The sequence below is a fragment of the Pseudomonas sp. YA1 genome, assembly GCF_058680555.1.
Genome location: NZ_JBZWBG010000023.1, coordinates 48,278 through 74,312, shown reverse-complemented (window position 1 = coordinate 74,312; position 26,035 = coordinate 48,278). Strand labels below are relative to the sequence as shown.

Annotated in this window: 24 protein-coding genes and 4 tRNA genes; 6 read left to right on the top strand and 22 right to left on the bottom strand. The window is 66.1% G+C overall.

The features are described 5' to 3' along the window. Positions 1-85 precede the first annotated feature (85 nt). The 8 genes from truA to leuC form a co-directional block, all read right to left on the bottom strand. Positions 86-943 (bottom strand): tRNA pseudouridine(38-40) synthase TruA, encoded by an 858-nt coding sequence (gene truA, locus AC4OR5_RS26805; RefSeq protein ID WP_023125586.1) that lies wholly within the window; start codon positions 941-943, stop codon positions 86-88. A gap of 21 nt (positions 944-964) precedes the next feature. Next, positions 965-3,739, bottom strand: coding sequence for a motility hub landmark protein FimV (fimV, locus tag AC4OR5_RS26800; protein WP_058156323.1), 2,775 nt, complete (start codon positions 3,737-3,739; stop codon positions 965-967). Positions 3,740-3,907: 168 nt separating this feature from the next. Next, positions 3,908-4,918, bottom strand: a complete 1,011-nt coding sequence (locus AC4OR5_RS26795) for an aspartate-semialdehyde dehydrogenase (protein ID WP_003091393.1) — start codon at positions 4,916-4,918, stop codon at positions 3,908-3,910. Between the two features lie 101 nt (positions 4,919-5,019). Then, positions 5,020-6,132, bottom strand: coding sequence for an aspartate-semialdehyde dehydrogenase (asd, locus tag AC4OR5_RS26790; RefSeq protein WP_003111187.1), 1,113 nt, complete (start codon positions 6,130-6,132; stop codon positions 5,020-5,022). Positions 6,133-6,201: 69 nt separating this feature from the next. Beyond that, positions 6,202-7,284 (bottom strand): 3-isopropylmalate dehydrogenase, encoded by a 1,083-nt coding sequence (gene leuB / locus AC4OR5_RS26785; RefSeq protein ID WP_003091395.1) that lies wholly within the window; start codon positions 7,282-7,284, stop codon positions 6,202-6,204. A gap of 58 nt (positions 7,285-7,342) precedes the next feature. Next, complete coding sequence (locus AC4OR5_RS26780) at positions 7,343-8,104, bottom strand: class I SAM-dependent methyltransferase (RefSeq protein ID WP_003091396.1); 762 nt, start codon at positions 8,102-8,104, stop codon at positions 7,343-7,345. 71 nt (positions 8,105-8,175) lie between these two features. Then, positions 8,176-8,814 carry a 3-isopropylmalate dehydratase small subunit gene (gene leuD, locus AC4OR5_RS26775; RefSeq protein WP_003091398.1) on the bottom strand — a complete coding sequence of 213 codons (639 nt, stop codon included), beginning with the start codon at positions 8,812-8,814 and terminating at the stop codon, positions 8,176-8,178. Positions 8,815-8,825: 11 nt separating this feature from the next. After that, on the bottom strand, positions 8,826-10,250 hold the full coding sequence (gene leuC, locus AC4OR5_RS26770; RefSeq protein ID WP_003091399.1) for a 3-isopropylmalate dehydratase large subunit: 1,425 nt from the start codon (positions 10,248-10,250) through the stop codon (positions 8,826-8,828). Between the two features lie 162 nt (positions 10,251-10,412). On the opposite strand from leuC, the gene AC4OR5_RS26765 reads away from it, so the two are divergent. Next, the gene (locus AC4OR5_RS26765; protein WP_003111186.1) at positions 10,413-11,306 is read left to right on the top strand and encodes a LysR family transcriptional regulator; all 894 of its coding nucleotides are present in this window, start codon (positions 10,413-10,415) and stop codon (positions 11,304-11,306) included. Between the two features lie 92 nt (positions 11,307-11,398). Here AC4OR5_RS26765 and AC4OR5_RS26760 read toward each other — a convergent pair whose 3' ends face one another. Both AC4OR5_RS26760 and AC4OR5_RS26755 read right to left on the bottom strand, forming a co-directional pair. Further along, on the bottom strand, positions 11,399-11,776 hold the full coding sequence (locus tag AC4OR5_RS26760; RefSeq protein WP_003115018.1) for a RidA family protein: 378 nt from the start codon (positions 11,774-11,776) through the stop codon (positions 11,399-11,401). 79 nt (positions 11,777-11,855) lie between these two features. Further along, positions 11,856-12,767: a LysR family transcriptional regulator gene (locus AC4OR5_RS26755; protein ID WP_058156324.1), complete on the bottom strand. Its 912-nt coding sequence runs from the start codon at positions 12,765-12,767 to the stop codon at positions 11,856-11,858. A 111-nt stretch (positions 12,768-12,878) separates the two neighbouring features. On the opposite strand from AC4OR5_RS26755, the gene AC4OR5_RS26750 reads away from it, so the two are divergent. Further along, complete coding sequence (locus tag AC4OR5_RS26750; protein WP_058156325.1) at positions 12,879-14,207, top strand: SGNH/GDSL hydrolase family protein; 1,329 nt, start codon at positions 12,879-12,881, stop codon at positions 14,205-14,207. A 43-nt stretch (positions 14,208-14,250) separates the two neighbouring features. Here the strand turns inward: AC4OR5_RS26750 and AC4OR5_RS26745 are convergent, their stop codons facing one another. Further along, positions 14,251-14,700: an Hsp20 family protein gene (locus tag AC4OR5_RS26745; protein WP_003091405.1), complete on the bottom strand. Its 450-nt coding sequence runs from the start codon at positions 14,698-14,700 to the stop codon at positions 14,251-14,253. A gap of 157 nt (positions 14,701-14,857) precedes the next feature. Between AC4OR5_RS26745 and AC4OR5_RS26740 the strand changes: the two genes are divergently transcribed. Both AC4OR5_RS26740 and AC4OR5_RS26735 read left to right on the top strand, forming a co-directional pair. After that, positions 14,858-15,661 carry a glyoxalase/bleomycin resistance/extradiol dioxygenase family protein gene (locus AC4OR5_RS26740; RefSeq protein ID WP_058156326.1) on the top strand — a complete coding sequence of 268 codons (804 nt, stop codon included), beginning with the start codon at positions 14,858-14,860 and terminating at the stop codon, positions 15,659-15,661. A gap of 16 nt (positions 15,662-15,677) precedes the next feature. Next, positions 15,678-16,424 carry an SDR family oxidoreductase gene (locus AC4OR5_RS26735; RefSeq protein WP_003091407.1) on the top strand — a complete coding sequence of 249 codons (747 nt, stop codon included), beginning with the start codon at positions 15,678-15,680 and terminating at the stop codon, positions 16,422-16,424. 14 nt (positions 16,425-16,438) lie between these two features. On the opposite strand, the gene AC4OR5_RS26730 is transcribed toward AC4OR5_RS26735, so the two are convergent. The 11 genes from AC4OR5_RS26730 to AC4OR5_RS26680 all read right to left on the bottom strand — a co-directional run bounded on the left by AC4OR5_RS26730 (position 16,439) and on the right by AC4OR5_RS26680 (position 23,347). Beyond that, positions 16,439-17,398 (bottom strand): tRNA dihydrouridine synthase, encoded by a 960-nt coding sequence (locus tag AC4OR5_RS26730; RefSeq protein ID WP_058160369.1) that lies wholly within the window; start codon positions 17,396-17,398, stop codon positions 16,439-16,441. Positions 17,399-17,490: 92 nt separating this feature from the next. Beyond that, positions 17,491-17,928, bottom strand: a complete 438-nt coding sequence (locus AC4OR5_RS26725) for an acyl-CoA thioesterase (RefSeq protein WP_003107647.1) — start codon at positions 17,926-17,928, stop codon at positions 17,491-17,493. Further along, positions 17,928-18,575, bottom strand: coding sequence for a bifunctional 4-hydroxy-2-oxoglutarate aldolase/2-dehydro-3-deoxy-phosphogluconate aldolase (locus AC4OR5_RS26720; protein ID WP_003091412.1), 648 nt, complete (start codon positions 18,573-18,575; stop codon positions 17,928-17,930). Before AC4OR5_RS26720 ends, AC4OR5_RS26725 begins: the two co-directional genes overlap by 1 nt. Before the next feature lie 112 nt (positions 18,576-18,687). Next, positions 18,688-19,500: an alpha/beta fold hydrolase gene (locus AC4OR5_RS26715; RefSeq protein WP_058160370.1), complete on the bottom strand. Its 813-nt coding sequence runs from the start codon at positions 19,498-19,500 to the stop codon at positions 18,688-18,690. Between the two features lie 11 nt (positions 19,501-19,511). Beyond that, entirely contained in the window at positions 19,512-20,054 is a 543-nt protein-coding gene (locus tag AC4OR5_RS26710; protein ID WP_003116437.1) for a TetR/AcrR family transcriptional regulator, read from the bottom strand. Between the two features lie 158 nt (positions 20,055-20,212). Continuing rightward, positions 20,213-20,288 (bottom strand) — tRNA-Glu (locus AC4OR5_RS26705). A gap of 46 nt (positions 20,289-20,334) precedes the next feature. Then, a tRNA-Ala gene (locus AC4OR5_RS26700) sits at positions 20,335-20,410 on the bottom strand. 93 nt (positions 20,411-20,503) lie between these two features. Further along, positions 20,504-20,579, bottom strand: a tRNA-Glu gene (locus AC4OR5_RS26695). Between the two features lie 48 nt (positions 20,580-20,627). Next, positions 20,628-20,703, bottom strand: a tRNA-Ala gene (locus AC4OR5_RS26690). A 201-nt stretch (positions 20,704-20,904) separates the two neighbouring features. Then, on the bottom strand, positions 20,905-22,389 hold the full coding sequence (gltX, locus tag AC4OR5_RS26685) for a glutamate--tRNA ligase (protein ID WP_003091417.1): 1,485 nt from the start codon (positions 22,387-22,389) through the stop codon (positions 20,905-20,907). 37 nt (positions 22,390-22,426) lie between these two features. Further along, on the bottom strand, positions 22,427-23,347 hold the full coding sequence (locus tag AC4OR5_RS26680) for a LysR family transcriptional regulator (protein ID WP_003091419.1): 921 nt from the start codon (positions 23,345-23,347) through the stop codon (positions 22,427-22,429). 102 nt (positions 23,348-23,449) lie between these two features. Between AC4OR5_RS26680 and AC4OR5_RS26675 the strand changes: the two genes are divergently transcribed. Both AC4OR5_RS26675 and AC4OR5_RS26670 read left to right on the top strand, forming a co-directional pair. After that, positions 23,450-24,484 carry an HlyD family secretion protein gene (locus AC4OR5_RS26675; RefSeq protein WP_003091421.1) on the top strand — a complete coding sequence of 345 codons (1,035 nt, stop codon included), beginning with the start codon at positions 23,450-23,452 and terminating at the stop codon, positions 24,482-24,484. Further along, positions 24,474-26,033 carry an MDR family MFS transporter gene (locus AC4OR5_RS26670; RefSeq protein ID WP_003116435.1) on the top strand — a complete coding sequence of 520 codons (1,560 nt, stop codon included), beginning with the start codon at positions 24,474-24,476 and terminating at the stop codon, positions 26,031-26,033. The genes AC4OR5_RS26675 and AC4OR5_RS26670 overlap by 11 nt, the downstream gene beginning before the upstream one ends. Positions 26,034-26,035 lie beyond the last annotated feature (2 nt).

Genomic DNA, 26,035 nt, shown 5'->3' with positions numbered 1-26,035 from the left:
GGAGAATCCTCGGCGAGTGAGCGACGAACCGCCGGACGGCCGGTCCGGCGGGAATTCTCGATGGTAGCAAAAGCCCGATTCGACGTCAGCCGACGATATCGGGCAATCCGGAAAGGAAATGCGGCCCCAGGTAGCGCTCGGGCAACTCGAACTCCCCGGGGTACTCCACCCGCACCAGATAGAGTCCGTAGGGGTGCGCGGTGACCCCACCGGCGCGCCGGTCGCGCGCCTCGAGCACCTCCTTCGCCCATTCGATCGGTCGCTCGCCGGCACCGATGGTCATCAGGACGCCAGCGATGTTGCGCACCATATGGTGAAGGAAAGCGTTACCGCGGATGTCCAGCACGATCAACCGACCATGCTCCAGCAAGTGCACGTGATGCATGGTCTTGACCGGCGACTTGGCCTGGCACTGCACCGCCCGGAACGAGGTGAAGTCATGGGTGCCGACCAGTACCTGGGCCGCCTCGCGCATCCGCCCGATATCCAGCGGCCGATGGTTCCAGGTGACCTCCTCGGCCAGGTGCGCCGGGCGGATCGGATCGTTGTAGATGGCGTAGCGATAGCGCCGGGCCATGGCCGAGAAGCGCGCGTGGAAATGCGCCGGCATCACCCTCGCCCAGGTCACACTGATATCCGCGGGCAGGTTGGCGTTGGTGCCCATCACCCATGCTTTCAACGGGCGCTCCACCGCGGTGTCGAAATGCACCACCTGGCCGCTGGCATGAACGGCAGCGTCGGTACGGCCGGCGCAGATCACCCCGACCGGCTCGGCGGCAACCTTCGACAAGGCGCGCTCCAGCGCTTCCTGCACGGAAGGCACGCCGGCTTCCTGGCGCTGCCAGCCACGATAGCGGGAGCCCTTGTACTCGATGCCGAGGGCGATTCTGGAAACGCCAGCGGCAGCCGATTCGGCTGCCGCTGGCGGAACAACATCGTTCATGAGGGTCGCTTCATTTCCGGATCAGGCCAGGCGCTCCAGCAACTCGCGGGCTTCCGCCTGCTGGCTGTCGTTACCTTCGGCCAGGACTTCGTCGAGGATATCGCGCGCGCCTTCGCTATCGCCCATGTCGATGTAGGCGCGAGCCAGATCCAGCTTGGTCGCCGCTTCGTCGGCACCGGAGAGGAAGTCGAAGTCATCGTCGGCGTCTCCGTCCAGGGCGGAGGCGACCGCTGCATCCTCGGCGGAGAAACTCGGCGCCGCGCTCTTCGGCTCGTCAAGGTTGCTGGCCAACTCGTCCAACTGCGCACTCACCTCGTCCAACTGGGCGGCGAAACTGTCCTCGCCCTTCTCCGGAGCGGCCGGCTCCGTCGGCTCGTCGGCCAGCGACAGGTCGAAGTCGTCCGGCAGGGACAACGCCGGCTCTTCGGCAGCCTCGGTATCGAGGGTGAATTCGTTGTCGGCTGGCGCCGCGGCGGGCACCTCGTCGTTCAGCGAAAGCAGGAAGTCGTCGTCCGAAAGCTTGTCTTCCGGCGCATCGAGATCCAGGGAGAAATCGCCCAGGTCGTCATGCTTGGGTTGGTTCGGAGTCTCTGCCAACTCCGCGAAATCCAGGCCGAAGTCGAGATCGTCGACAGGCTTGTCCGCCGCGGTCGAGGCCGCCAGGTCCAGATCGCTGTCCAGGGTCAGGTCGTCCAGCGCCCCGCTGTCGGACTTGAGATCGGCCTGCACGTCGTCGCTGCCAAGATCGCCGCCGCCCAGGTCGTCCAGGCTCAGGTCGAAGGCGTCGTCGAGATCCTGTCCTGCCGCATCCGGCTTGGCCGCGTGACCGCTGTCGTCGAGCGACAGGTCGTCGAGGCTGAAACTATCCAGCTCGTCCTGCGCCAGCTTGGCGCCGGCCAGGCCGGCAACCGCGGCGACCGCGACCATTGCCGGATAGCGCGACTTGAGCTGCTCGACCTGCGGCTGTGCGCCGCCGATTTCGCGCAGCTCGTTTTCCTGGCGAGCGAAACCTTCGCGATCGCCCATCTCGGCATAGACTTCCATCAGCTTGAGGCGCAGGTCGGTGCGCTGCGGCTCGTCGTAGATGGCGTTCTGCAATAGTTCGGCGGCCTGGTTGAAACGCCCGTAGGCGATATAGATGTCGGCCTCGCCCAGCGCATCGGAAGTCTGCGCAGTGGTCTTCTCGACCTGCGGCGCAGCGGCTGCGACCTGCGGTTCAGGCTCGTCGAGGGTCAGGTCGTCGAAGCCGTCCTTTCCCAGGTCCAGCGCATCCTCCTGTTCCTCGCCGGCATCCGCGGCGAAAGCCTGGGCTTCTTCCTTCTCTTTCTGCGCATTGCGCCGCGACAGGATCATCAGCAGCACCAGCAACGCCAGCAGTGCGCTACCGCCGATCACCGCCAACCACAGCGGGTTGGCCAGCAGTTCGTCGAGGAAGCTCGGTGCCGGCTGTTCTGCCGCCTGTACCGGAGCGGGCGCCGGAACGGCAGGTGCCGGAGGCTTCTCGGCAGCTGGCGCGGGCGGCGGCGCCACCGGAGGCTGCGCCGGAGCGGCGGGCGCTTCTCCGGCCGGAGCAGGAGTCGGCGCTGCCGCAGCGGGAGTCCCGGGCTGAGCCGGCGCCTGCGCGGCTGCATTGGGCTGGGACGCATCCGGCAGGGCTGCGTTCGGCTGGGCTGCGCCCTGGCCTTCGGCGCCCAACTGCCCTTGCAGCTTGGCCAACTGGGCGTCCTTCAACTGGATCAACTTCTGCAGCTTGTCCAGCTGGCTCTGCAGATCCTGCATGCGGCTCTGCAGTTCCTCGTTCTCGCGGCGAGTGCTATCGAGGCTTTCCTTGGTCACCGCCAGGGTATCGGCGATCGCCTTGCTGTCGCCCTTCCCGCCCTTGTCGGCCCCCTTGCTGGCCTTGCCCTCGCCAGACACCAGGCGCAGGTTGTCCGTGGCGTCGACCTTGGATGGCGCCGACCCGGCGGCATTGCGCTGGGTCGCATCCAACTGCCTGGCGCCAGCGCTGCCCGCGGCCGGATTGCGGCTGCCGCGCCAGCTCTGGTTCTGCGCCTGCACCTGGGACAGCGCCTCGCGCGGCGAGCGCTCCAGCATCTGCTGTTCGGTGGGAATGCGCAGGACCTGGCCGCTCTTCAGCCGGTTGATGTTGCCATCGACGAAGGCGCCCGGATTCAGTTCCTGGAACGCGAGCATCGCCTGGGGTACGGAAACGCGATCGGTACGGTTGCGCTGGGCGATCTCCCAGAGCGTGTCGTTGGAAACGGTGCGATAGGTGTCGCTGCCTGCCGGCGCGGTGGTACGCACCGGAGCCGGAGCCTGCGGGGCTCGCGGGGCGCCGGTCGCGCGCGGCGCGCTGACCGGCGCTTGCGGAGCGCTTGCCGCGGCCTGCGGGGAGTACAGCGGCGGATCCAGCAGGACGGTGTACTCGCGCAGCAGGCGGCCATTCGGCCAGAGCACCTGGACCAGGAAGTTCAGGTAGGGCTCCTGCACCGGCTTCGACGAGGTCACGCGAATGACGCTCTTGCCGTTGGGCTTCACCACCGGCGTGAACTTCAGGTCGGTGAGGTAGTACAGGCGATCGACGCCCGCCTTGCTGAACTCTTCCGGCGACGCCAGGCTCGGGATCACCTCGCCCGAACCCAGGTCACGAACTTCGAGCAGCTCGATCTCGGCATCCAACGGTTGGTTCAACGCCGACTTCAGGGTGATTTCCCCCAGTCCCAATCCATGCGCCATGCCGGAAGTCAGGACCGAGGCCGCCGCGATTGCCCGAACCAGTGTACGAAGCCGAACCATAGTGTAATCCCTTGGTTTTAATATCTTTTCTCGTTTCACGAGAGGGAGTGCGTCGGTGCTTGCTGTCCGCTCGCCCAGCCATGCATGGACGGACGCTCCCCGGCAGCAGCGGATCGAACCAGTATTAACAAGCTCGAATAATTCTACAAATCTGTGGGTAAGTATCTTTTACAGATAGTGTTTTATCAACAACTCACCCAGGAGCACGGCATTCAGCGCGGCACCTTTTCGCACATTATCAGACACAATCCACAAATTGACCTGACAGGGATCAGCCTGCCCCGCCCTCACCCGGCCGACATAGGTCTCGTCCTGGCCGAGGGCATCGCCGACCACCGTCGGATAATCGCCCTCGCCGACCCATTCGATACCTTTCGTCGCATCGAGGACCCGCGTCACCGCGGCCAGGTCCACCGGTTCCGCGCACTGCAGGGTCACGCTGAGGCTATCGCCGAAGAATACCGGCGCCTGGATGCAGGTAACGTTCAACGGTCCGATACGCTCGCCAAGCAAGGCCTGCACCTCCGCGAAGATGCGCCGCTCGATCGCGCTGTGCCCCTCGCCATCCACCGCGCCGACCTGCGCCAGCAGGTTGAAGGCGATCTGGCGGTCGAAGAGACGCGGCTCCAGGGGGCGCGCATTGAGCAGTTCGGCGGTCTGCCGGGCGAGTTCCTTCACCCCTTCGCGCCCCAGGCTGGAGACGGAGAGGCAGGCTGTCAGGTTCAGTTGCCGGCAATCCAGCGTGGCCAGGAGTGGCGCCAGCACTTCGCACAGTTCGGCGGCTACGGCGCAAGGACTGGACAAAAGGAACGGCGCCGCTTGCGAGGCCAGGCGTTCGGCATTCACCGAAACCATGACCGGCGGTGCGACGCTCGGTTCCAGGGCGCCGCTCAGGTCGATCACCGAACAACCCGCCGCGCGGGCGCGCTCGGCATGGGCACGCGACACCTCGGCTGCCGCGGCGAAGAAGGCCAGGCCGACACTGGAAAAATCGAAGCTATCGACATCGCCGACGCGCAGGCTGCTTTCGGCGAAACCCATGCGCTGCCCGGCCGACTCGGCGCTGGCCAGCAGGTGCAAACGATGAAGCGGGAAGTCGCGTTCGTCGAGGAGACCGACCAGAGCCTCGCCAACCGATCCGGTGGCGCCTACGACTGCGACATTGAGGGGCTGGGACATGGGAAAAGCCTCGGCGGTCTGCGAAATAGGCGTGGCACTTTACTTGCCCACCTTCGCCCAGGCAATCGAGGCGCCGCCCATTGCGGGCGGCGCCGGATCGATCAGCGCTCCAGCAGGATGCGCAGCATGCGCCGCAGCGGCTCGGCAGCGCCCCACAGCAACTGGTCGCCGACGGTGAAGGCGCCGAGATACTGGGAGCCCATGTTCAGCTTGCGCAGGCGCCCGACCGGAACGCTCAGGGTGCCGGTGACGGCGGCCGGGGTCAGCTCGCGCACGCTTACCTCGCGGTGGTTCGGCACCAGCTTGACCCAGGGATTGTGCTGGCTGATCAGGCCCTCGATGTCGGTCAGCGGCACATCCTTGTTCAACTTGATGGTCAGCGCCTGGCTGTGGCAACGCATGGCGCCGACGCGCACGCAGATACCGTCGACCGGGATCGGGTTCTTGAAGCGGGCGAGGATCTTGTTGGTCTCCGCCTGGGCCTTCCACTCTTCGCGGCTCTGCCCGTTGGGCAGTTCCTTGTCGATCCAGGGGATCAGGCTGCCGCCCAGCGGCGCGCCGAAATGCTCGGTGGGGAAGGCTTCGCTGCGCAGGGTCTCCGCCACCTTGCGGTCGATGTCGAGGATCGCGCTGGCCGGGTTGGCCAGGTCATCCGCCACCGATGCATGGGCGGCGCCCATCTGCTTGAGCAGTTCACGCATGTTCTGCGCGCCGGCGCCGGAGGCGGCCTGGTAGGTCATGGCGCTCATCCACTCGACCAGCCCGGCGTCGAACAGCCCGCCCAAGGCCATCAGCATCAGGCTGACGGTGCAGTTGCCGCCGATGTAGTTGCGGGTGCCGGCGTCCAGGGCCTGGTCGATGACCTTGCGGTTGACCGGGTCGAGGACGATCACCGCGTCGTCTTCCATGCGCAGGCTGGAGGCGGCATCGATCCAGTAGCCCTGCCAGCCGGCCTCGCGCAGCTTGGGGAATACTTCGCTGGTGTAGTCGCCACCCTGGCAGGTCAGGATCACGTCGAGGGTCTTCAGCTCGTCGATGCTGTAGGCGTCCTTCAGCGGAGCGATGTCCTTGCCCACTTCCGGGCCCTGGCCACCGACGTTCGACGTGGTGAAGAACACCGGCTCGATCAGGTCGAAGTCCCGCTCTTCCAGCATCCGCTGCATGAGTACGGAACCCACCATCCCGCGCCAACCGATCAGACCTACACGCTTCATCGCAACTACACCTATATGAGAGAAGTGAGCTGGCCGGCAGCCATCATGGCGCCGGCCAAGCCCGTCAGATTACAGATTCTTGAGTGCCGCGACTACGGCATCGCCCATTTCCCGGGTGCCGACCTTGCGGCAGCCTTCGGACCAGATGTCGCCGGTGCGCAATCCCTGGTCGAGGACCTTGCTCACCGCCTGCTCGATGGCGTCGGCGGCGGTCGCCTGGCTGAAGCTGTAGCGCAGCATCATCGAGACCGAGAGGATGGTCGCCAACGGGTTGGCGATGCCCTGACCGGCGATGTCCGGGGCGGAACCGTGGCAGGGTTCGTACATGCCCTTGTTGTTCGCGTCGAGCGAGGCAGAAGGCAGCATGCCGATGGAACCGGTCAGCATGGAAGCCTCATCCGACAGGATGTCGCCGAACATGTTGTCGGTGACCATCACGTCGAACTGCTTGGGCGCGCGCACCAGCTGCATGGCGGCGTTGTCCACGTACATATGGGAAAGCTCGACGTCCGGGTAGTCCTTCGCCACCTCTTCCACCACTTCCCGCCACAGCTGGCTGGAGGCGAGGACGTTGGCCTTGTCCACCGAACAGAGCCTGTTGTTGCGTACGCGGGCCATGTCGAAACCGACGCGGGCGATACGACGGATTTCGCTCTCGCTGTACGGCAGGGTGTCGTAGGCCTGGCGCTCGCCGTTCTCCAGCACGCGCTGCTCGCGGGGCTGGCCGAAGTAGATGCCGCCGGTCAGTTCGCGGACGATGAGGATGTCCAGCCCGGCGACCACTTCCGGCTTCAGGCTGGAGGCCGCGGCCAGTTGCGGGTAGAGGATGGCCGGACGCAGGTTGGCGAACAGGCCCAGTTGCGAACGAATCTTCAGCAGACCGCGCTCGGGACGGATATCGCGTTCGATCCTGTCCCATTTCGGCCCTCCTACCGCGCCCAGCAGCACCGCATCGGCCTGGCGCGCGCGCTGCAGGGTCTGGTCGGCCAGCGGCACGCCGTGCTTGTCGATGGCCGCGCCACCGATGACGTCCTCGGCCAGTTCGAAGCCGAGCTGGAACCTGTCGTTGGCCAGCTCCAGCACCTTGACCGCTTCCGCCATGATTTCCGGACCGATACCGTCACCGGGGAGAACCAGGATCTGCTTGCTCATAACACCCTCTTGTCCTTCATTCATTGAACGGCGGGCATGCGCCGCCGTGATCGAACCGTCACTCCCGACGCAGCCACAGCACCAGCACGTCGGTGCTGAACGAGCCGTCGTCGGCAATCTCGAAATACTCTCTGACTTCCTCGCCCACCGCCAGCTGCAAGCTGCGGATCGCCTGGCGGAACACCTCCGGCGTACGCATCCGCTCGACCCACGACTGGAACTCCAGGCGCAGACGCTGGCGCCGGCTTCCGGTGACCAGCAAGCCCGCCTCGCCGCTCAGGCGCGCCCACTCGGCCGGCGAGTAGTTGCGCACATGGCTGGTGTCGCGGAGCAGCTCGACGGTCTGCAAGAAGGTGTCCGGCAAGGCCTGCCCGGGCGCCGCCACGTCGACGAAGATCGCCACCCCGCCGGGCTTGAGCACCCGTCGCACCTCGCGCAGGGCCAGGCCGACGTCGCGCCAGTGATGGGTGGAATAGCGACTGAAGACGAAATCGAACTCGCCGTCGGCGAAGGGCAGGCTCTCCGCCTTGCCCTGCTCGGTGCGGATGTTCGCCATGCCCCGTTCCGCGGCGCTCTGCGCCACCACGGCGAGCATCTCGGCGGAAAGATCGTAGGCCACCACCTCCCCTGCCAGGGCGGCGACCTGGAAGCTCACGTGGCCGGCGCCGCAACCCAGGTCGAGGACCCGCGCTTCCGGGCGCCCGGCCAGGGCGTCGCGCAGCAAGGCGAATTCCTCGCCCTGGGCATGCACGGCGCTGCTCAGGTAGGCCGCAGCCTGGGCGCCGAACTGGCGCTGGACAACGTCATCGTGGTCGCTCATGAACCTACTCCAGGAGAAAAACCGGGCGCACCCTACCCAGGATGCGCCCGGCAAGGGGACTCGCGTGGCGCTCAGCGGAACAGCCAGGGCTGCTGCTGGCGGTAGCCGTCCTCGAAGGCACGGATCGCATCGGCGTCCTGCAGCGTCAGGCCGATGTCGTCGAGGCCGTTGAGCAGGCAATGCTTGCGGAACGGGTCGACCTCGAACCCCAGCACCTTGCCATCAGGACGGGTAACGGTCTGCGCCGCCAGGTCGATGGACAACTGGTAGCCTTCGTTCGCCTCGACCTGGCGGAACAGTTCGTCCACCTCGGCCTCGGGCAGGATGATCGGCAGCAAGCCGTTCTTGAAACTGTTGTTGAAGAAGATGTCGGCATAGCTCGGTGCGATCACCGTGCGGAAACCGTACTCGTCCAGCGCCCAGGGCGCGTGCTCGCGGGACGAGCCGCAGCCGAAGTTCTCCCGCGCCAGCAGTACGCTGGCGCCCTGGTAGCGCGGCTGGTTGAGGACGAAGTCCGGGTTCAGCGGACGCTTCGAGTTGTCCTGTCCCGGCTGCCCGACATCCAGGTAGCGCCATTCGTCGAACAGGTTGGGGCCGAAGCCGGTGCGCTTGATCGACTTGAGGAATTGCTTGGGAATGATCTGATCGGTATCGACGTTGGCGCGATCCAGCGGAGCGACGAGACCGGTCGTCTGGGTATAGGGTTTCATCTCGGTTCTCCTCAGGCGAGCAATTCGCGGACATCGATGAAGCGGCCGTTGACGGCCGCGGCGGCGGCCATCGCCGGGCTGACCAGGTGGGTACGGCCACCGGCGCCCTGACGGCCCTCGAAGTTGCGGTTGGAGGTCGAGGCGCAGTGTTCGCCGCTCTCCAGCCGGTCCGGGTTCATCGCCAGGCACATGGAACAGCCCGGCTCGCGCCATTCGAAGCCGGCCTCGATGAAGATCCGGTCCAGGCCTTCCTTCTCGGCCTGCTCCTTGACCAACCCGGAACCCGGCACCACCAACGCCTGCTTGATGGTCGCGGCGACCTTGCGGCCCCTGGCCACTTCGGCGGCGGCACGCAGGTCCTCGATCCGCGAGTTGGTGCAGGAACCGATGAATACCCGGTCCAGCTGGATGTCGGTGATCGCCTGGTTCGGCCGCAGGCCCATGTATTTCAAGGCGCGCTCGATCGAACCGCGCTTGATCGGGTCGCTCTCGCGGGCCGGGTCCGGCACGTTCTGGTCCACGGCCAGGACCATTTCCGGCGACGTGCCCCAGCTGACCTGCGGCTTGATCTGCGCGGCGTCCAGCTCGACCACGGTATCGAAGCGGGCATCGGCGTCCGACACCAGCCCCTGCCAGCAGGCGACGGCCTGGTCCCATTGCTCGGCGCTCGGCGCGAAGGGCCGGCCCTTCACGTAGTCGATGGTCTTCTGGTCGACGGCGACCAGGCCGACGCGGGCGCCCGCCTCGATCGACATGTTGCAGATGGTCATCCGCCCTTCGATGGACAGGTCGCGGATGGCGCTGCCGGCGAACTCGATGGCGTGGCCGTTGCCGCCGGCGGTGCCGATCCTGCCGATCACCGCGAGGACGATATCCTTCGCCGTGACGCCGGCCGGCAGCCTGCCTTCGACCTTGACCAGCATGTTCTTCATCTTCTTCGCCACCAGGCACTGGGTCGCCAGCACATGCTCGACCTCGGAAGTGCCGATGCCGTGGGCCAGCGCGCCGAAGGCGCCGTGGGTGGAAGTGTGCGAGTCGCCGCAGACCACGGTCATCCCCGGGAGGGTCGCGCCCTGCTCCGGACCGACCACATGGACGATGCCCTGGCGCACGTCGTTCATCTTGAATTCGGTGATGCCGAAGTCGTCGCAGTTCTCGTCGAGGGTCTGCACCTGCAGGCGCGAGACCTCGTCGGCGATGGCGGCGATGCCGCCCTTGCGCTCGGTGCGGGTGGTCGGCACGTTGTGGTCCGGGGTGGCGATGTTGGCGTCGATCCGCCACGGCTTGCGCCCGGCCAGGCGAAGACCCTCGAAGGCCTGCGGCGAGGTCACTTCGTGCAGGATATGGCGGTCGATGTAGATCAGCGCCGAACCGTCGTCGCGCTGCTTGACCAGGTGCATGTCCCAGAGTTTGTCGTAGAGGGTCTTGCCGGCCATCGGGATTTCCTCATCAGCTTATTTCTATGCCCACAGGGCTTGTGAGGATGATCCTATGGCTTGTCTACGAATAACTCAAATTCATATTTTTCATCCAAAGCATTCCCAACAGGAATCCATTGGCGCTAAGCTCCGGGCAGCCGAAACCAGCGGAGGCCCGCAATGGACCTGAACAGCCTCAACACCTTCATCGCCATTGCCGAGACCGGCAGCTTCTCCGAAGCCGGCGAGCGCCTGCACCTGACCCAACCGGCGGTGAGCAAGCGCATCGCCGCCCTCGAACAGCAGCTCAATGCCCGGCTGTTCGACCGGGTCGGCCGCGAGGTCAACCTCACCGAGGCCGGCCGCGCCCTGCTGCCGCGCGCCTACCAGTTGCTCAACGTGCTCGACGACACCCGCCGGGCGCTGAACAACCTCGCCGGCGAGGTCAGCGGCCGGCTGGTCCTGGCCACCAGCCACCACATCGGCCTGCATCGCCTGCCGCCGCTGCTGCGCGCCTTCACCCGGGCGCATCCGCAGGTGGCGCTGGATATCCAGTTCCTGGATTCGGAAGTGGCCTACGAGGAGATCCTTCATGGCCGTGCGGAACTGGCGGTGATCACCCTGGCCCCGGAAACCGCCGAACCGGTGCGCGCAGTCCCGGTGTGGGACGACCCGCTGGACTTCGTCGCCGCCCCGGAGCACCCGCTGGCCCGACAGGGCACGGTGTTCCTCGCCGACGTCGCCAAGCACCCCGCGGTATTCCCCGGCGGCAACACCTTCACCCACCACATCGTGCGGCGCATGTTCGAAGCCGAAGGGCTGACGCCGAACATCGCCATGAGCACCAACTACCTGGAGACCATCAAGATGATGGTCTCCATCGGCCTGGCCTGGAGCGTGCTGCCGCGGACCATGCTCGACGACCAGGTGGTGCGCCTGCCGCTACAGGACATCCAGCTCAGCCGCCAGCTCGGCTACATCCTGCACACCGAGCGGACCCTGTCGAACGCCGCGCGCGCCTTCATGCGCCTGCTCGACGAACAGGCATTCGGCAACGGCACTCCAGCGGCCTGAAGCGATTCAGGTCGAACGCCACGGGTAGGCCCTCCCCTCTTCGCCGTCCGCGGCCAGCGCTCACCCGACCTGCATGCCAATGCCCTCGCGACTCAGCCCTCGCCGACCCACGCCTGCACCTCGACCTCCACGTCGACCCCCAGCGCCAGCCCGGCGGTCACCGTCGAGCGTACCGGCAAGGCCCCCTGCACATGACGCTGGTAGACCTCGTTGAAACCGGCGAAGTGGGCCATGTCCGACAGCCAGACGGTGACCTTCACCAGTTGGTCAAAACGCGCGCCACAGCTCTCCAGGGTCTCGCCGATGCGTGCCATCACCGCTTCGGTCTGGGTCTGGATATCGCCACGCACCACCTCGCCGCTCGGACTCATCGGCACCTGTCCGGAAAGAAACAGGAAGCCGCCGGCCCGCACCGCGCGGGAAAAGGGAAACGGCAGGCTGCTGGGGTAACGCTGGATGTCATCGCTCATCTGGATTGCCTCCTGTGGATGAAGCGCTAGGAAGAAAAGCTTTCGGCCGCGGAATCGGCGTATTCATGTAGCACTGCGATCAACCCTGGCTCATATCGACGCGCTCCGCCAGAAAGTCCAGGAACGCCCGCACGCGCAGCGGCAGATAGCCGCCCTGGCCGACGTAGACGGCGTGGACTTCCTCCAGGTCGCCCGGGTTGTATGCCTCGAGCACGGGAATCAGGCGCCCGGCGGCTATGTCCTCGCGCACCTGGAACGCGGCCAGCCGCGCCAGGCCCAGGCCGGCCACGGCCAGACGGCGCAGCGCCTCGCCATCGCTGGCCTGGGCGTTGCCCGACAACGGCACCACGAGTTCCTCGCCGGCGTCCCGCAGCGGCCAGCCGGAGCGCGTTCGCACATAGTTGGCGCCGAGGCGGTTGTGCCCCAGCAGCGCCTGCGGCGTGGCCGGCATGCCATGCCGGGCCAGGTAGGCCGGCGCACCGACGATCAGCATGCGCGTGCTCCCCAGCTTGCGCGCCACCAGGCTCGAGCTTTTCAGCGGCCCCGCGCGCACGGCCACGTCGGTGCGCTGCTCGAGGATGTCGACGACCTCATCGGTCAGCACGATATCCAGCGTCACCTCGGGATGCTGCGCGAGGAACTCGGGCACCAGCGGCAGCAGGAAATGATGTCCGAAAGGCACGTTGGCGTTGACTCGCAAGCGCCCGCGCGGCGCCGCGTTTTCGCTCGCACACCGCTCGGCTTCCTCCAGGTCGGCCAGGATACGCACCCCGCGCTCGTAGAACGTGCATCCCTCGGGCGTCAGTTGCAATTGACGGGTGGAGCGGTTCAGCAAGCGGGTTCCCAGGCGCTGTTCGAGCCGGGTGATCAGCTTGCTGACTGCCGAGGGCGTCATGCCGCAACGTCGAGCGGCGGCGGAAAAGCCCCCCAACTCGACGACCCGGGCAAACACCTCCAGTTCGCCGGAACGGTTGACTTCAAGCCGGGCCATGGCGCCCTGCCTGATGATTTCGCTTCATAAATGATGTTCCCCGCTACGGTCTATTTCCCTTAAATCTTTGAATTCATCATCAGCTACAGGATAACCACTGAATTCAACGACATGAAACGACCCATCGAAAGACTTCCCGCCGCGACCTCCAGCGCAACCCGGGCCTTCGCGCTCGCGACGAGCCTGTTGTACGCCTGCGCCGCGCCGGCCGCTTCCTGGACCGCCAGCTGGCAGGCCAGCCCGCAGCCGGTCTGGGCTGAGGACTTCCTGTTTCCCAGCAACGTGCCAGCCGAACTGCACGACCAGACGGTGCGGCAACTGGCGCGAATCAGCCTGGGAGGAACGCGCGTGCGCATCGTCCTGGCAAATACCTATGGAAGGCGCCCGATCCGGATCGGCCGGGCCACCCTGGCCAAACCCGGTTCCGAGCGCGCCGCGGTCGCCACCGGCAGCCTGCATGACGTGACCTTTGGCGGACGCCGGACGGCGACCATCGCGCCCAGCGCCACGCTACTCAGCGATCCGGTGGCGATGCCGGTGGCCGCGCTCTCGCAGGTGCTGGTGAGTCTCTACCTGCCGGCCGCCACGCCCATGGAAACCTTCCACTGGGACGGCCGCCAGACGGGCTGGATCGTCGCCGGCGAGCAGACCCAAAGCCACGCATTGCAGTTGGACGCGGCGGACAGCCAGAGCACCACCGCGCGCCTGCTGTTGACAGGTATCCTGGTCGAAACCGAAACGGCAACGCGGACGCTGGTGACGCTCGGCGACTCGATCACCGACGGAGCCAGCGCCAGCCTCGACCGGAACAGCCGTTGGCCGGACTTCCTCGCCGAACGCCTGGCCCCGCATGGCGTCGCCGTGGCCAATGCGGGGATTTCCGGCGCCCGCCTGCTGAGCGACGGCATGGGCGCGAACGCGCTGGCACGTCTGGACCGCGACGTACTGGCCCAGCCAGGCGCAAGCAGCATGGTGGTGATGCTCGGCATCAACGACATTGCCTGGCCCGGTACCGCTTTCGCCCGGAATGCCGCACCGCCCACCCTGGAAGCGCTGATCGCCGGCTACCGGCAATTGATCGAACAGGCGCACAACCGGGGTATCCGGGTCGTCGGCGCGACCCTCACGCCGTTCGAGGGCGCACTGCCCGGCACGCCGTTGAGCGATTATTACCAGCCCACCAAGGAAGCCCTGCGCAGGCAGGTTAACGAGTGGATCCGTCATGCCGGCGCCTTCGATGCGGTGATCGACTTCGACGCGGCATTGCGCGATCCGGAGCAGCCGTCGCGGCTCGCCGCGCGCTACGACTCCGGCGACCATCTGCACCCCAGCGACGAAGGCAACCGGGCGATGGCGGCCGCCGTCGACCTCGACGTCCTGCTGGACGAGGTGCCTGACGGCACACCGGCAGAGCCCCGGGCCGATAGCGCAACGAAATGAAAAAAGGCGCCCGAAGGCGCCTTTTTTCGATCACCGCTGACGGTTACTGGTTGTCCAGTGCCGGGCGCTGGCCATTGATGGCGATACGCTTCGGCTTGGCTTCTTCCGGAACCAGCCGGACCAGGTCGATGTTCAGCAGGCCGTTGGCCAGCGAAGCCGCCTTGACCTCGATATGGTCGGCGAGGCGGAACGACAGCTTGAAGGCGCGCTGGGCGATGCCCTGGTGCAGGTAGGTCACGTTGTCCGTGGACTTCTCGCGCTTGCCGCCACTGACGGTCAGCACGCCGCGCTCGACCTGCAGGTCCAGGTCTTCTTCCTGGAAGCCGGCGGCGGCGATAACGATGCGATACTCGTCGTCACCGTGCTTTTCGACGTTGTAGGGCGGGTAGGTACTCCCGGCCTCATTGCGCAGGGCCGACTCGAACAGATCGTTGAAGCGATCGAAGCCTACGGAATGACGGAACAGCGGGGCGAGGGAAAAAGCGTTGCTCATTGCGAATCTCCTGAATTATCAGCAAGTACTCTGGTGCGGAACCCGTCTTCGGCATCCCGCACGAACTAGATAGGGATCGTCGGAAGTATTTCAAGAGCCTTGAGAACGACCGTTCGTCGTGCTCAGATCGAAACTCATCCTTTCGAGAACCGTCGCCATGGAACGCGCAATCCCGACCTTCCCCTGCCGCGATCTGGACAGCGCCAGCGCCTTCTACCAGTCCCTCGGCTTCCACCTTGGCGCTCGCTATCCGACCTACGCCATCCTCCAGCGCGGCGCCCTGGAGCTGCACCTGTCGCTGTTCGAAGCGCTCGAACCAAAGACCAACTGCAGCGCTGCCTACCTGCGCCTGGAGGACGTCCAGGCACTGCATCGCCAGGCCGCGGCCCTCGGCCTGGGCAGCCAGGGGATTCCACGCATCACGGCCCTGGAAGACCAACCCTGGGGCATGCGCGAATTCGCCCTGGTCGATCCCGACGGCAACCTGCTGCGGGTCGGCCAGGAGCTCGATGCGACGCCAGAGCAACACCGGGTTCGCCTGGCCAGCGGCGACGACGTCCCCGCGGTGGCCGCGCTCTGGCAAGCCAATGTCCGCGAAGCCGGAGAAACCCTGGATGCCGGCGACCAGCAGGCGATCCAGGCACTGCTCCTGGCCGCCTCGCGCAACCGCTTGCTCTGGCTGGCGGAGGCCCAGCAGCATCCCCGCGGTTTCGTCCTCGCCCACCTGTGGCAGATCGAGGACGGTCAGGCACGGGTGGGAGAGATCGCAGAGCTCTACGTACTGCCGCAGGCCCGCCGCCAGGGCCTGGCCCGGGAACTGGTGGGCAGTGCCGAGGAGGCCCTGCGCTCGCGCGGCGCCGGCCTGATCCGCGCGCAATCGGCCCTCGACGCGCCGCTGTCCAACCTGTTCTGGCAGGGCCTGGGCTGGGACGCCGACTACCTGACCTTCACTCGCTACTGACCTGGGGAGCATCATCATGCGCAACGTCATGCTGATCACCGGAGCCAGCCGCGGCATCGGCGCCGCCACCGCTCTGCTCGCCGCCGAGCGCGGCTATGCGGTCGTCCTCAACTATCTGCGCAACCGCGAGGCCGCCGAAGCGCTGCGCCAGCGCATCGAGCGCCAGGGCGGCGAAGCCCTGGCGGTGGCGGCCGACGTAGCCGAGGAAGGCGATGTCGAGCGGCTGTTCGCCGCCATCGACGAACGTTTCGGCCGCCTCGACGTGCTGGTCAACAACGCCGGCGTGCTGGAAGCGCAGACGCGCCTGGAAAACATCGACGCGGCGCGCCTGCACAGGGTATTCGCGACCAACGTGACCGGCAGCTTCCTCTGCGCCCGCGAGGCGGTGAAGCGCCTGTCGACCCGCCACGGCGGGCGCGGCGGCAGCATCGTCAACGTATCCTCGATGGCCTCGCGGCTGGGATCGCCCAACGAATACATCGACTATGCCGCCGCCAAGGGCGCCATCGACAGCATGACCATCGGGCTGGCCAGGGAAGTGGCGGCGGAGGGTATCCGGGTCAACGCGGTGCGGCCCGGACTGATCGATACCGAGATCCACGCCAGCGGCGGCGAGCCCGGCCGTATCGAACGCCTGAAGGGCGGCATACCGCTAGGACGCGGCGGTACGGCGGAGGAAGTCGCGCGGGCGATTCTCTGGCTGGCGTCGGACGAAGCCAGCTACAGCACCGGCACCTTCATCGATGTCAGCGGCGGCCGCTAGGCCTGCTACGCAAGCTAGGCCGCCTGGCTGAACGACACCTGCAACAGCCGGTCGATGGTTTCGCAATCGCTTTCCCGGCGAATCCGCGCGAACAGCTCGACGGCTTCGGGATAGGTGCGCGTGAGCATGCCCAGCCACTGCTTGAGACGCCCCGGGGCATAGCGCGGGGCGAGCTTGCGCCGGGCCTGTAGCCAGAAGTCGCGCAGCAGCGGCAACAGCTCGCTCCAGGGCATCTCGTGGATTTCGCCGCCATTGCGCCAGGCGGCGATCTGCCGAGCCAGGCCAGGACGCGAGACCAGGCCGCGACCGAGCATGATGTCCTCCACCCCGCTGACCTCGCGACAACGCAGGTAGTCGTCGAGCGTCCACACCTCGCCATTGGCGAACACCGGCACGCGCACCGCCTCGGCCACCCGCGCCACCCATTCCCAGTGCGCCGGCGGCCTGTAGCCATCGACCTTGGTCCGGGCATGCACCACTACATGGGCCGAGCCGCCGTCGGCCAGGGCCCGCGCACAATCCAGGGCGCCGTCGGGACTGTCGTAGCCCAGGCGCATCTTCGAGGTCACAGCAATCTCGCTCGGCACCGCGCGACGCACGGCGGCGACGATGTCGTGCATCAGCTCCGGCTCCTTGAGCAATACCGCGCCGCCGCGCGAGCGGTTCACGGTCTTGGCCGGACAACCGAAGTTCAGGTCGATCACCGGGGCGCCCAGCTCACAGGCGAACGCGGCGTTATCCGCCAGGCACGCAGGATCGGAGCCGAGCAACTGCACACGCATCGGCGTCCCGGCGCGGGTCCGGCTGCCGTCTCGCAGCTCCGGCGCCAGCTTGTGGAAAGCCGTGGCCGGCAGCAGGCGATCGGTGATGCGGATGAATTCGGTGACGCACCAATCGATGCCGCCGACGCGGGTCAGCACGTCGCGGAGGATTTCATCCACCAGACCTTCCATCGGCGCCAGGGCGATTTGCACGAACCACTACCTCGAAAATGACAGGCGGCGGATTCTAGAGAATCCGCCGCCCGGAACAAAGTGCGAATGCCTGCCGGCCGACGCGCGACGGGTCAGGCCCCGGCGAGCAGAGCCTGGCCATAGCCGTCGATGAACTCCGCCGGCATCCGCTTCGGCTTGCCGCTGGACAGTTCGATGCAGACGAAGGTGGTCTGCGCCCGCAGCAGCGTGGCGCCATCCGCCGGGCGTACCAACTGGAAGCGCCGGTTCATCCGCAAACGCTGGTCGGACTCGACGATCCAGGTCGCCAGTTGCAGTTCGTCGCCCTCGTAAGCCGCGGCCAGGTAGTCGATCTCGTGGCGCAGCACCGCCATCGCCCGGTCCAGCCGGCGGTACTCGGCCAGGTCCAGGCCCAGCCGCTGCGAGTGACGCCAGGCGCAGCGCTCCAGCCAACTGACGTAGACGGCGTTATTCGCGTGGCCGAGCCCGTCGATGTCCTCGGCGAGGACCCTGAGGTCGATCACGAACGGATCGGCGTAGTCCCAATTCATCAATGCTGCTCCAGGCTGCCGGCCAGTTCGCGCGCTTCCCTGGCCAGTTGTGTGATCTGATCCCAGGCCCGCGCCCGGATCAGGCTCGGCGGCGCCAGCCAGGTGCCGCCGACACAGGCGACATTGGGCAGGCGGAGGAAATTCAGCAGGTTGTCCAGGTTCACCCCGCCGGTCGGGCAGAAGCGGATGCCGGTGAACGGCCCCTTCAGGCTTTTCAGCATTTTCACGCTGGCAGTGCCATCGGCCGGGAACAGCTTCAGCGAGCGATAACCGTACTCCAGCGCCAGCAACACTTCCGAAGGCGTCATCACCCCGGGCAGGTATGGCAGGCCGGCATCCTCCGCGGCGGCGGCAAGGCGCGGCGTGCATCCGGGGCTGACGGCGAACTGCGCGCCCGCGTCGCGTGCCTCGAGAAACTGCTCGGTGTGGATCAGGGTACCCGCCCCCAGCAGGACCTCGGGCACCTCGCGATGGATGGCGGCGATCGCGTCCAGCGCCTGCGGCGTGCGCAGCGTCACTTCCAGCACCGTGACGCCGCCCGCATACAACGCGCGCGCCAGGTCGGGCGCCAGCGCCACGTCCTCGATCACCAGCACCGGCAATACCGGGCTGGCCTGCAGCAGGACCCGATCCAGCGGCAATGTCATGGGCATTCCTCGATTCGAAACGGCTCGCCCCGCCGGATCGCTCCGCGCGGGCCACAGCGCTTTTTACCGAAGAACCGAGGTCAGGACAACGACAACCCCTCTGCTACGCGCCTCAGGAAGCGCTCGCCGTCTTTTCCACGCGCCGGCAAGCGCGCATCGCCGGGCGCTCCTCGAGCAGCGCCAGCAGCGACTCGCTCAGCCTGCGCTCGCCGAGCAGTCGGTGGTGGCCGCCGCCCGGCAGGCGCAGCAAGCGACTGGCCGGCCAGGCGGCATGGATGCGCTCGGCATTTTCCACCGCTACGCGCGTGTCGTCGTCGGCATGCACCACCAGTCCGGGCATTTCCAGACGGTAGCGCGCCACATCCAGGCACGCCGCGGATATGCCCGCCTGCCGCTCGACCAGGCGGATGAAATGCGAGCGAGCCAGGGCCGGCAAACCGACGAAACGAGCGAACAGGCGCAACTGTTCGAGAATCCGCGACGGCGCCGAGACCGTCACCAGCGCTTCGCTGCGCAGCCCCATCTGGGCCGCCAGCAACGCCGCCGCGCCACCCAGGGAATGACCGACCACCGCACGCAGCGGCGGCAACTCACCAGCGGCCTCCAGCAAGGCGTGGGCCGGCGCATCGAGGGCATACACCGAATAACCCGCGCCGACCAGTTGCTCGATCAGATGGGCGAACTGTGTCGGCCTGCCGGCCCAGCCATGCAGCAGCAGGACTGCCGGCCCCTCGCCCCAGCGCAACACCGACAGCCCGAAGCGCAGAGTGACGCGCTCCGAGCTGGCCAGCAGCGGCAGCTCCCAATCCTTCGGCGGCCACTCGCCAGGCATCATGAACGCCCGACGCATACGCTCGGCCGTCCAACGCGGCGCGATGCGGCCGATCGTCCCGTTGAAACCGCGAATCCAGGTCAGGCTACTCATCTCGCACCTCCTCAGTTCACCGCCTGCTTGGCGGCACGCAGAACCCGGTCGGACAGCTCGCCCGGCCCCAATGCCCGGGCCAGCGCCAAACCGCCAATCATCAACACCAGGTCGGCCAGGGCGACGTCGGTTTCCTCGGGATTTTCCGCCAGGCTGGCGACCATGATCTCGACATGCCTGCTCAAGACCTCGCGAAACCCCTCCGGCAGGCGCGCCACCTCGGCGAGGGTCGCCGGCAGCGGACAACCGGCGTCGACCTGTGCGTCCCGATGCTTGCGCGACAGGTAGAAGGCGGCCGCCAAGGCCCGACGCTCCTTTCCCGACAATCCGGGGTCGAGTTCACCGAGCAGTTCGCGGCGCTTGCCGAGCAATTGCTCGAACGCCTCGAGCATCAGCGCATCCTTGCTCTGGAAGTGGGCATAGAAGCCGCCGACGGTGAGCCCCGCCGCGCCCATCACTTCCCCGACGCTAGGCTCGACGGCGCCCCGCTCGAGCAGGGCCTGGGTGGCGGCACCGAGGATGCGGGCACGGGTCTGGGTTTTCTTGTCGCTCATGACGATCTCCGAAAATATTATGAGTGAAATATTATATGCATAATAAAAATCGACAAGCGTACGGCCGGACCGTCTGTCAGGAAATTCGAAAAGGGAAAAAACAAAAGGGCCATTCCAATTCGGAATGGCCCTATAGAGCCCCGCAGAGCGGGAAAAAGTGGCGTCCCCTAGGGGACTCGAACCCCTGTTACCGCCGTGAAAGGGCGGTGTCCTAGGCCACTAGACGAAGGGGACAATGAAACCTTCGAAAAGTAAGGCCAGCGATGCTGGCCTTGGAATATGGTGGAGCTAGACGGGATCGAACCGTCGACCTCTTGCATGCCATGCAAGCGCTCTCCCAGCTGAGCTATAGCCCCGAATTCGCCATCAGGCGGGCGATCTTCCGATCGCTTCGACAACCTTCCGGTTGTCGACACGCTCATCCATTGCTGGGACGGATGAACATGAAGTGGCGTCCCCTAGGGGACTCGAACCCCTGTTACCGCCGTGAAAGGGCGGTGTCCTAGGCCACTAGACGAAGGGGACGAAACCTTCGTAGGAATCCGCAAAACCAACCGCGTATTCCCGGCAATTTGGTGGAGCTAGACGGGATCGAACCGTCGACCTCTTGCATGCCATGCAAGCGCTCTCCCAGCTGAGCTATAGCCCCAAAGTACCGCTGGATCGCTTCACTTCGTTGAGTTCGTCGTGAAGACGGGGCGCATACTAAGGGTGAGACTTGAGGCTGTCAACATTATTTTTCATCGAAACCTAAAAAATTTTACCGGAAGAACAATCACTTACCTCCCCTCCCCAAAAAACGAGGCCCGCAACTGGGCGGGCCTCGTCATCGACTGTAGAAGAAAGCCGGTCAGCCGGGAATGGCGTCGCGGATCTTCTCCCATTCCTTGGTTTCCTTTTTCGACGCCCCGCCCAGCAGCTCCAGGGCCTGGCGCAAGCGATAGCGCGACAGGTCGGCACCAAGGATCTCCATGGCGTCCAGCACCGAAACCGAGCTGGCATGTCCGGTGATGGCCGGGAACATCAGCGGCATCACGTCGCGCAGCTTGAGCTGGAGGTGTTCGGCGACAGCCTGGATGCAGCCGGTGATGCGTTCCTTCTCCCACTGGCGCAGGGATTCGAGTTTCCACAGCACCAGTTGCAGGACCTGGCGGACCTGGGTCGGATCGAGCTTCTTGTGTTCGAACAGCGAAGCGTCCAGCGGCACCCCGCCGCTGAAGAAGAATCCGGCCAGCGGCGCGATCTGGCTGAAGTTCTCCACCCGTCCCTGCACGTGCGGAGCGATCTTCATCAGGTATTCGGGATTCAACGCCCACTTCTGCACCTCACGGGCGAACTCCTCCACGGACTGCTCGCGGATCCACTGCCCGTTCAGCCAGGAGAGCTTCTCCAGGTCGAAGATCGGTCCGCCCAGGGAGACGCGCGACAGGTCGAAATGCTCGATCATCTCGGCGAGGGTGAATTTCTCGCGCTCGTCCGGCATCGACCAGCCCATCCGCCCGAGGTAGTTGAGCAGCGCCTGCGGCAGGTAGCCCATGCGCTCGTAGAAGGTGATAGAGGTCGGGTTCTTGCGCTTGGACAGCTTGCTCTTGTCAGGGTTGCGCAGCAGCGGCATGTAGCACAGCTGCGGCTGCTCCCAGCCGAAATACTCGTAGAGCTTGATCAGCTTGGGCGCCGACGGCAGCCACTCTTCGCCGCGCAGGACGTGGGTGATGCCCATCAGGTGGTCGTCGACCACGTTGGCGAGGAAGTAGGTGGGCAGGCCGTCGGCCTTCATCAGCACCTGCATGTCCATGCGATCCCACGGAATCTCGACATCGCCGCGGAGCATGTCCGGCACCACGCAGACACCCTCGGTCGGCACCTTCATGCGGGTGACATGGGACTCGCCGGCGGCGACGCGGCGCTGCACCTCATCCTTCGGCAGGTGCATGCAGTGGCCGTCGTAGCGCGGGGTTTCCTTGCGCGCCATCTGCTCGGCGCGAACCGCATCGAGGCGCTCGGGCGTGCAGAAGCAGGTGAAGGCATGGCCCTTCTCGACCAGTTCGTCCGAATACTTCTTGTAGATGTGCCCGCGCTCGCTCTGCCGGTACGGGCCATGCGGGCCGCCGACGTCCGGGCCCTCGTCCCACTCGATGCCGAGCCAGCGCAGGGCGTCGTAGATCTGCTGCTCGGACTCCCGCGTCGAACGCAACTGGTCGGTGTCCTCGATGCGCAGGATGAACTGACCGCCGTGCTGACGCGCGAAGCACAGGTTGAACAGCGCGATGTATGCGGTACCGACGTGCGGGTCGCCCGTCGGCGACGGGGCGATGCGAGTACGAACAGTGGTCATGGAGACTCTCTTGCCAAGCGGAAGTTAAAACGGAAATTCAGGGGCGCGATGTTATCAGGCGGGCCGCCTCCGGCTCCAGTAAACGACCGGTGTCGGCCGGCAGGCGGCTGATCAGGAAATCGAGGAAGGCCTTGACCTTCATCGCCTGGAAACGCCGCGAAGGATAGACCGCATACAGTTCGCCGACCGGCAACGGCACGTCCGCCAGCAAACGCACCAGACGCCCGCTGTGCACGCTCTCCGCACAGATCAGCGCCGGTAGCGCGGCAATGCCGGCACCGGCGACCACCGCCTCGCGGGCGAAGGTGATGTTGTTGCAGGACAGCACCCGCTGGCAGGGCAGGCTGTCTCCGGAAAGCGGCCAGTAGCGCTGGGAGTCGGTGGACAGAAGGACCGCGCGATGCCCGGCAAGCTCGGCCACCGATGTCGGCGTGCCGTGCGCCGCCAGGTAGTCGGGGCTGGCGCAGAGCCAGCGGCTGGTAGAGAGCAGGCGACGGGCCACCAGGGTGGAATCCTCCGGCTGGCCGACCATGATCACGATGTCGACGCCCTCCTGCAGCGGATCGACGCTGCGCGAGGCCAGTTCGACCTCGGCGGTGATCTGCGGGTACTGGCGCATGAAGTCGCCCAGCAGGCTGGCGAGGAACATCTGGCCGAACTCTATCGGCGAGGTGATCCGCAGCAATCCCGACGGCGCCTGCTGCAACTGCATGACCGCCTGCTCGGCCTCGGCGAAATCGTGCATGATCTGCCGGCAGCGCTCGTAGTAGGCCTGCCCTACTTCGGTCAGGCGCAACTTGCGGGTGGTGCGATTGAGCAGGCGCACCCCCAGGCGCTCCTCCAGCAGGGCGATGCGCCGGCTCACCGTGGACTTCTGCATGCCCAGGCTCTGCGCGGCCTGGGTGAAGCTGTGGTACTCCACCACGCGGGTGAAGATCAGCGCATCATCAAGCCCCATTATTGTTCCCTATAAGCAACAAAGAGTCCGAAGTGTAGCGCCTATAACGTCCGGCGGAACACTGCTAGATTGGCCGAATTTTGCCGACGGAACACTCCACCCATGCCCGCCCAACTCAAACGTCGCCTGACCGTCTTCCTGGTGGCCGTCGGCCTGATCGCCCTGGCCTTCTTCCTCCACTGGTGGTTCATCGGCCGCCACGTGGAAAGCACCGACAACGCCTACGTCCAGGGCGAGATCACGCGGGTGGCCAGCCAGTTGGGCGCGCGGGTCGAGGAAGTCCTGGTGCGCGACAACCAGCACGTGGACAAGGGGCAGCTACTGGTACGCCTGGAAGACGCCGACTTCAAGCTGGCCGTCGAGCGCGCCCAGGCCGCGCTGGCCACCCGCGAGGCGGAACTGGCCCAGGCGCGCAGCAAGCTGGTGCAGCAGGGCAGCCTGATCGCCGCCAGCGCCGCCGACGTCAACGCCAGCCAGGCAACCCTCGGCCGCGCACAGATCGACCTGAACCGCGCCGAAGCCCTGCGCAAGCCCGGCTACGTTTCCGAGGAACGGGTCACCACCCTCACCGCCGACAACCATGTGGCTCGCTCGCAACTGGCCAAGGCCCGCGCCGACCTCGAGGCACAACGCGTCCAGCGCGACACCCTGGGCGCCGAGATCAAGCGCCTGGAAGCGCAGATCGCCAGCGCCCGAACCGAACTGGCGCAAGCCGAAATCAACCTGTCACGCACCCTGATCCATTCGCCGATCAACGGCCTGGTCGGCCAGCGCAGCGCACGCAACGGCCAGTACGTGCAGGTTGGTACCCATTTGCTGTCACTGGTGCCGGACGAAGACATCTGGGTCCAGGCCAACTTCAAGGAGACCCAGGTCGGCCGCATGCGCGACGGGCAGAAGGCGCGCCTGACCTTCGACGCCTTCCCCGACACGCCTATCGACGGTCGCATCGATAGCCTGTTCGCCGCTTCCGGCGCGCAGTTCAGCCTGCTGCCACCGGACAACGCCACCGGAAACTTCACCAAGGTGGTGCAACGCATCCCGGTGAAGATCGTGTTCGAGGCCGACAACCCGTTGCATGGCCGCATCCGCCCCGGCATGTCCGTCGAAGCCGAGGTCGAGCTCCGTGACCGCTGAGGCGCTGGCCCGGCCGCTTGGCGAACCGACCCGGCGCGACTGGATCGCGGTGCTCAGCGCCATGCTCGGCGCATTCATGGCGGTGCTCGACATCCAGATCACCAACTCCTCGCTGAAGGACATCCAGGGCGCGCTGGCGGCGACCCTCGAGGAAGGCTCGTGGATCTCCACCTCCTATCTGGTGGCGGAGATCATCATGATCCCGATGACCGCCTGGCTGGTGCAGCTGCTCTCGGCACGGCGCCTGGCGGTGATGATCTCGGTGGGCTTCCTGGTGTCCTCGCTGCTCTGCTCGTTCGCCTGGAACCTGGAAAGCATGATCGTGTTCCGCGCCATGCAGGGTTTCACCGGCGGCGCGCTGATTCCGCTGGCGTTCACCCTGGCCCTGGTCAAGTTGCCGGAACACCACCGTCCGAAGGGCATGGCGCTGTTCGCCATCACCGCCACCTTCGCGCCCTCCATCGGACCGACCCTGGGAGGCTGGCTGACGGAAAACTTCGGCTGGGAATACATCTTCTATATCAACGTGCCGCCGGGCCTGTTGATGATCGCCGGGCTGCTCTACGGCCTGGAGAAAAAGGCGCCGCACTGGGAACTGCTGAAGAGTACCGACTACGCCGGCATCGTCACCCTCGGCATCGGCCTGGGCTGCCTGCAGGTCTTCCTCGAGGAAGGTCACCGCAAGGACTGGCTGGAGTCGCAACTGATCGTCAGCCTCGGCAGCGTCGCCCTGTTCAGCCTGGTCCTGTTCGTCATCCTGCAGTTGTCGCGGCCGAACCCGCTGATCGATCTGGGCATCCTGCGCAACCGCAACTTCGGCCTCGCGAGCATTTCCAGCATCGGTCTGGGCATGGGCCTGTACGGCTCGATCTACGTACTGCCGCTATACCTGGCGCAAATCCAGGGCTACAACGCCATGCAGATCGGCGAGGTGATCATGTGGATGGGCATTCCCCAGCTGTTCCTGATCCCGCTGGTCCCGAAGTTGATGAAGCTGGTCTCGCCGCGCCTGCTCTGCGCCGCCGGCTTCGGCCTGTTCGGCCTTGCCAGCTTCTTCTCCGGAGTGCTCAACCCGGACTTCGCCGGACCGCAGTTCAACCAGATCCAGCTACTGCGCGCCCTCGGCCAGCCGATGATCATGGTGACCATTTCGCTGATCGCCACCGCCTACCTGCAGCCACAGGATGCCGGCTCGGCCTCGAGCCTGTTCAACATCCTGCGCAACCTCGGCGGCGCCATCGGCATCGCCCTGCTCGCGACCCTGCTCGACAGTCGCGCCAAGGTGTACTTCGACTATCTGCGCGAAGCCCTGGTGCCGACCAACCCGCAGGTCGACGAACGCCTCGCGCAACTCGCCGCGCAACTGGGCAGCCAGCAGGCGGCGCTGGGCAAACTCAGCGAGATCACCCACCAGCAGGCGATGATCATGGCCTACAACGATGCTTTCCATATCATCGGCATGGTGCTCGCAGTGAGCATGCTCGCGGTGCTGCTGACCCGCTCGCTGCCGGCCGGCATCGGCGCCCGCGCCGACGCCGGGGCTCACTGAGG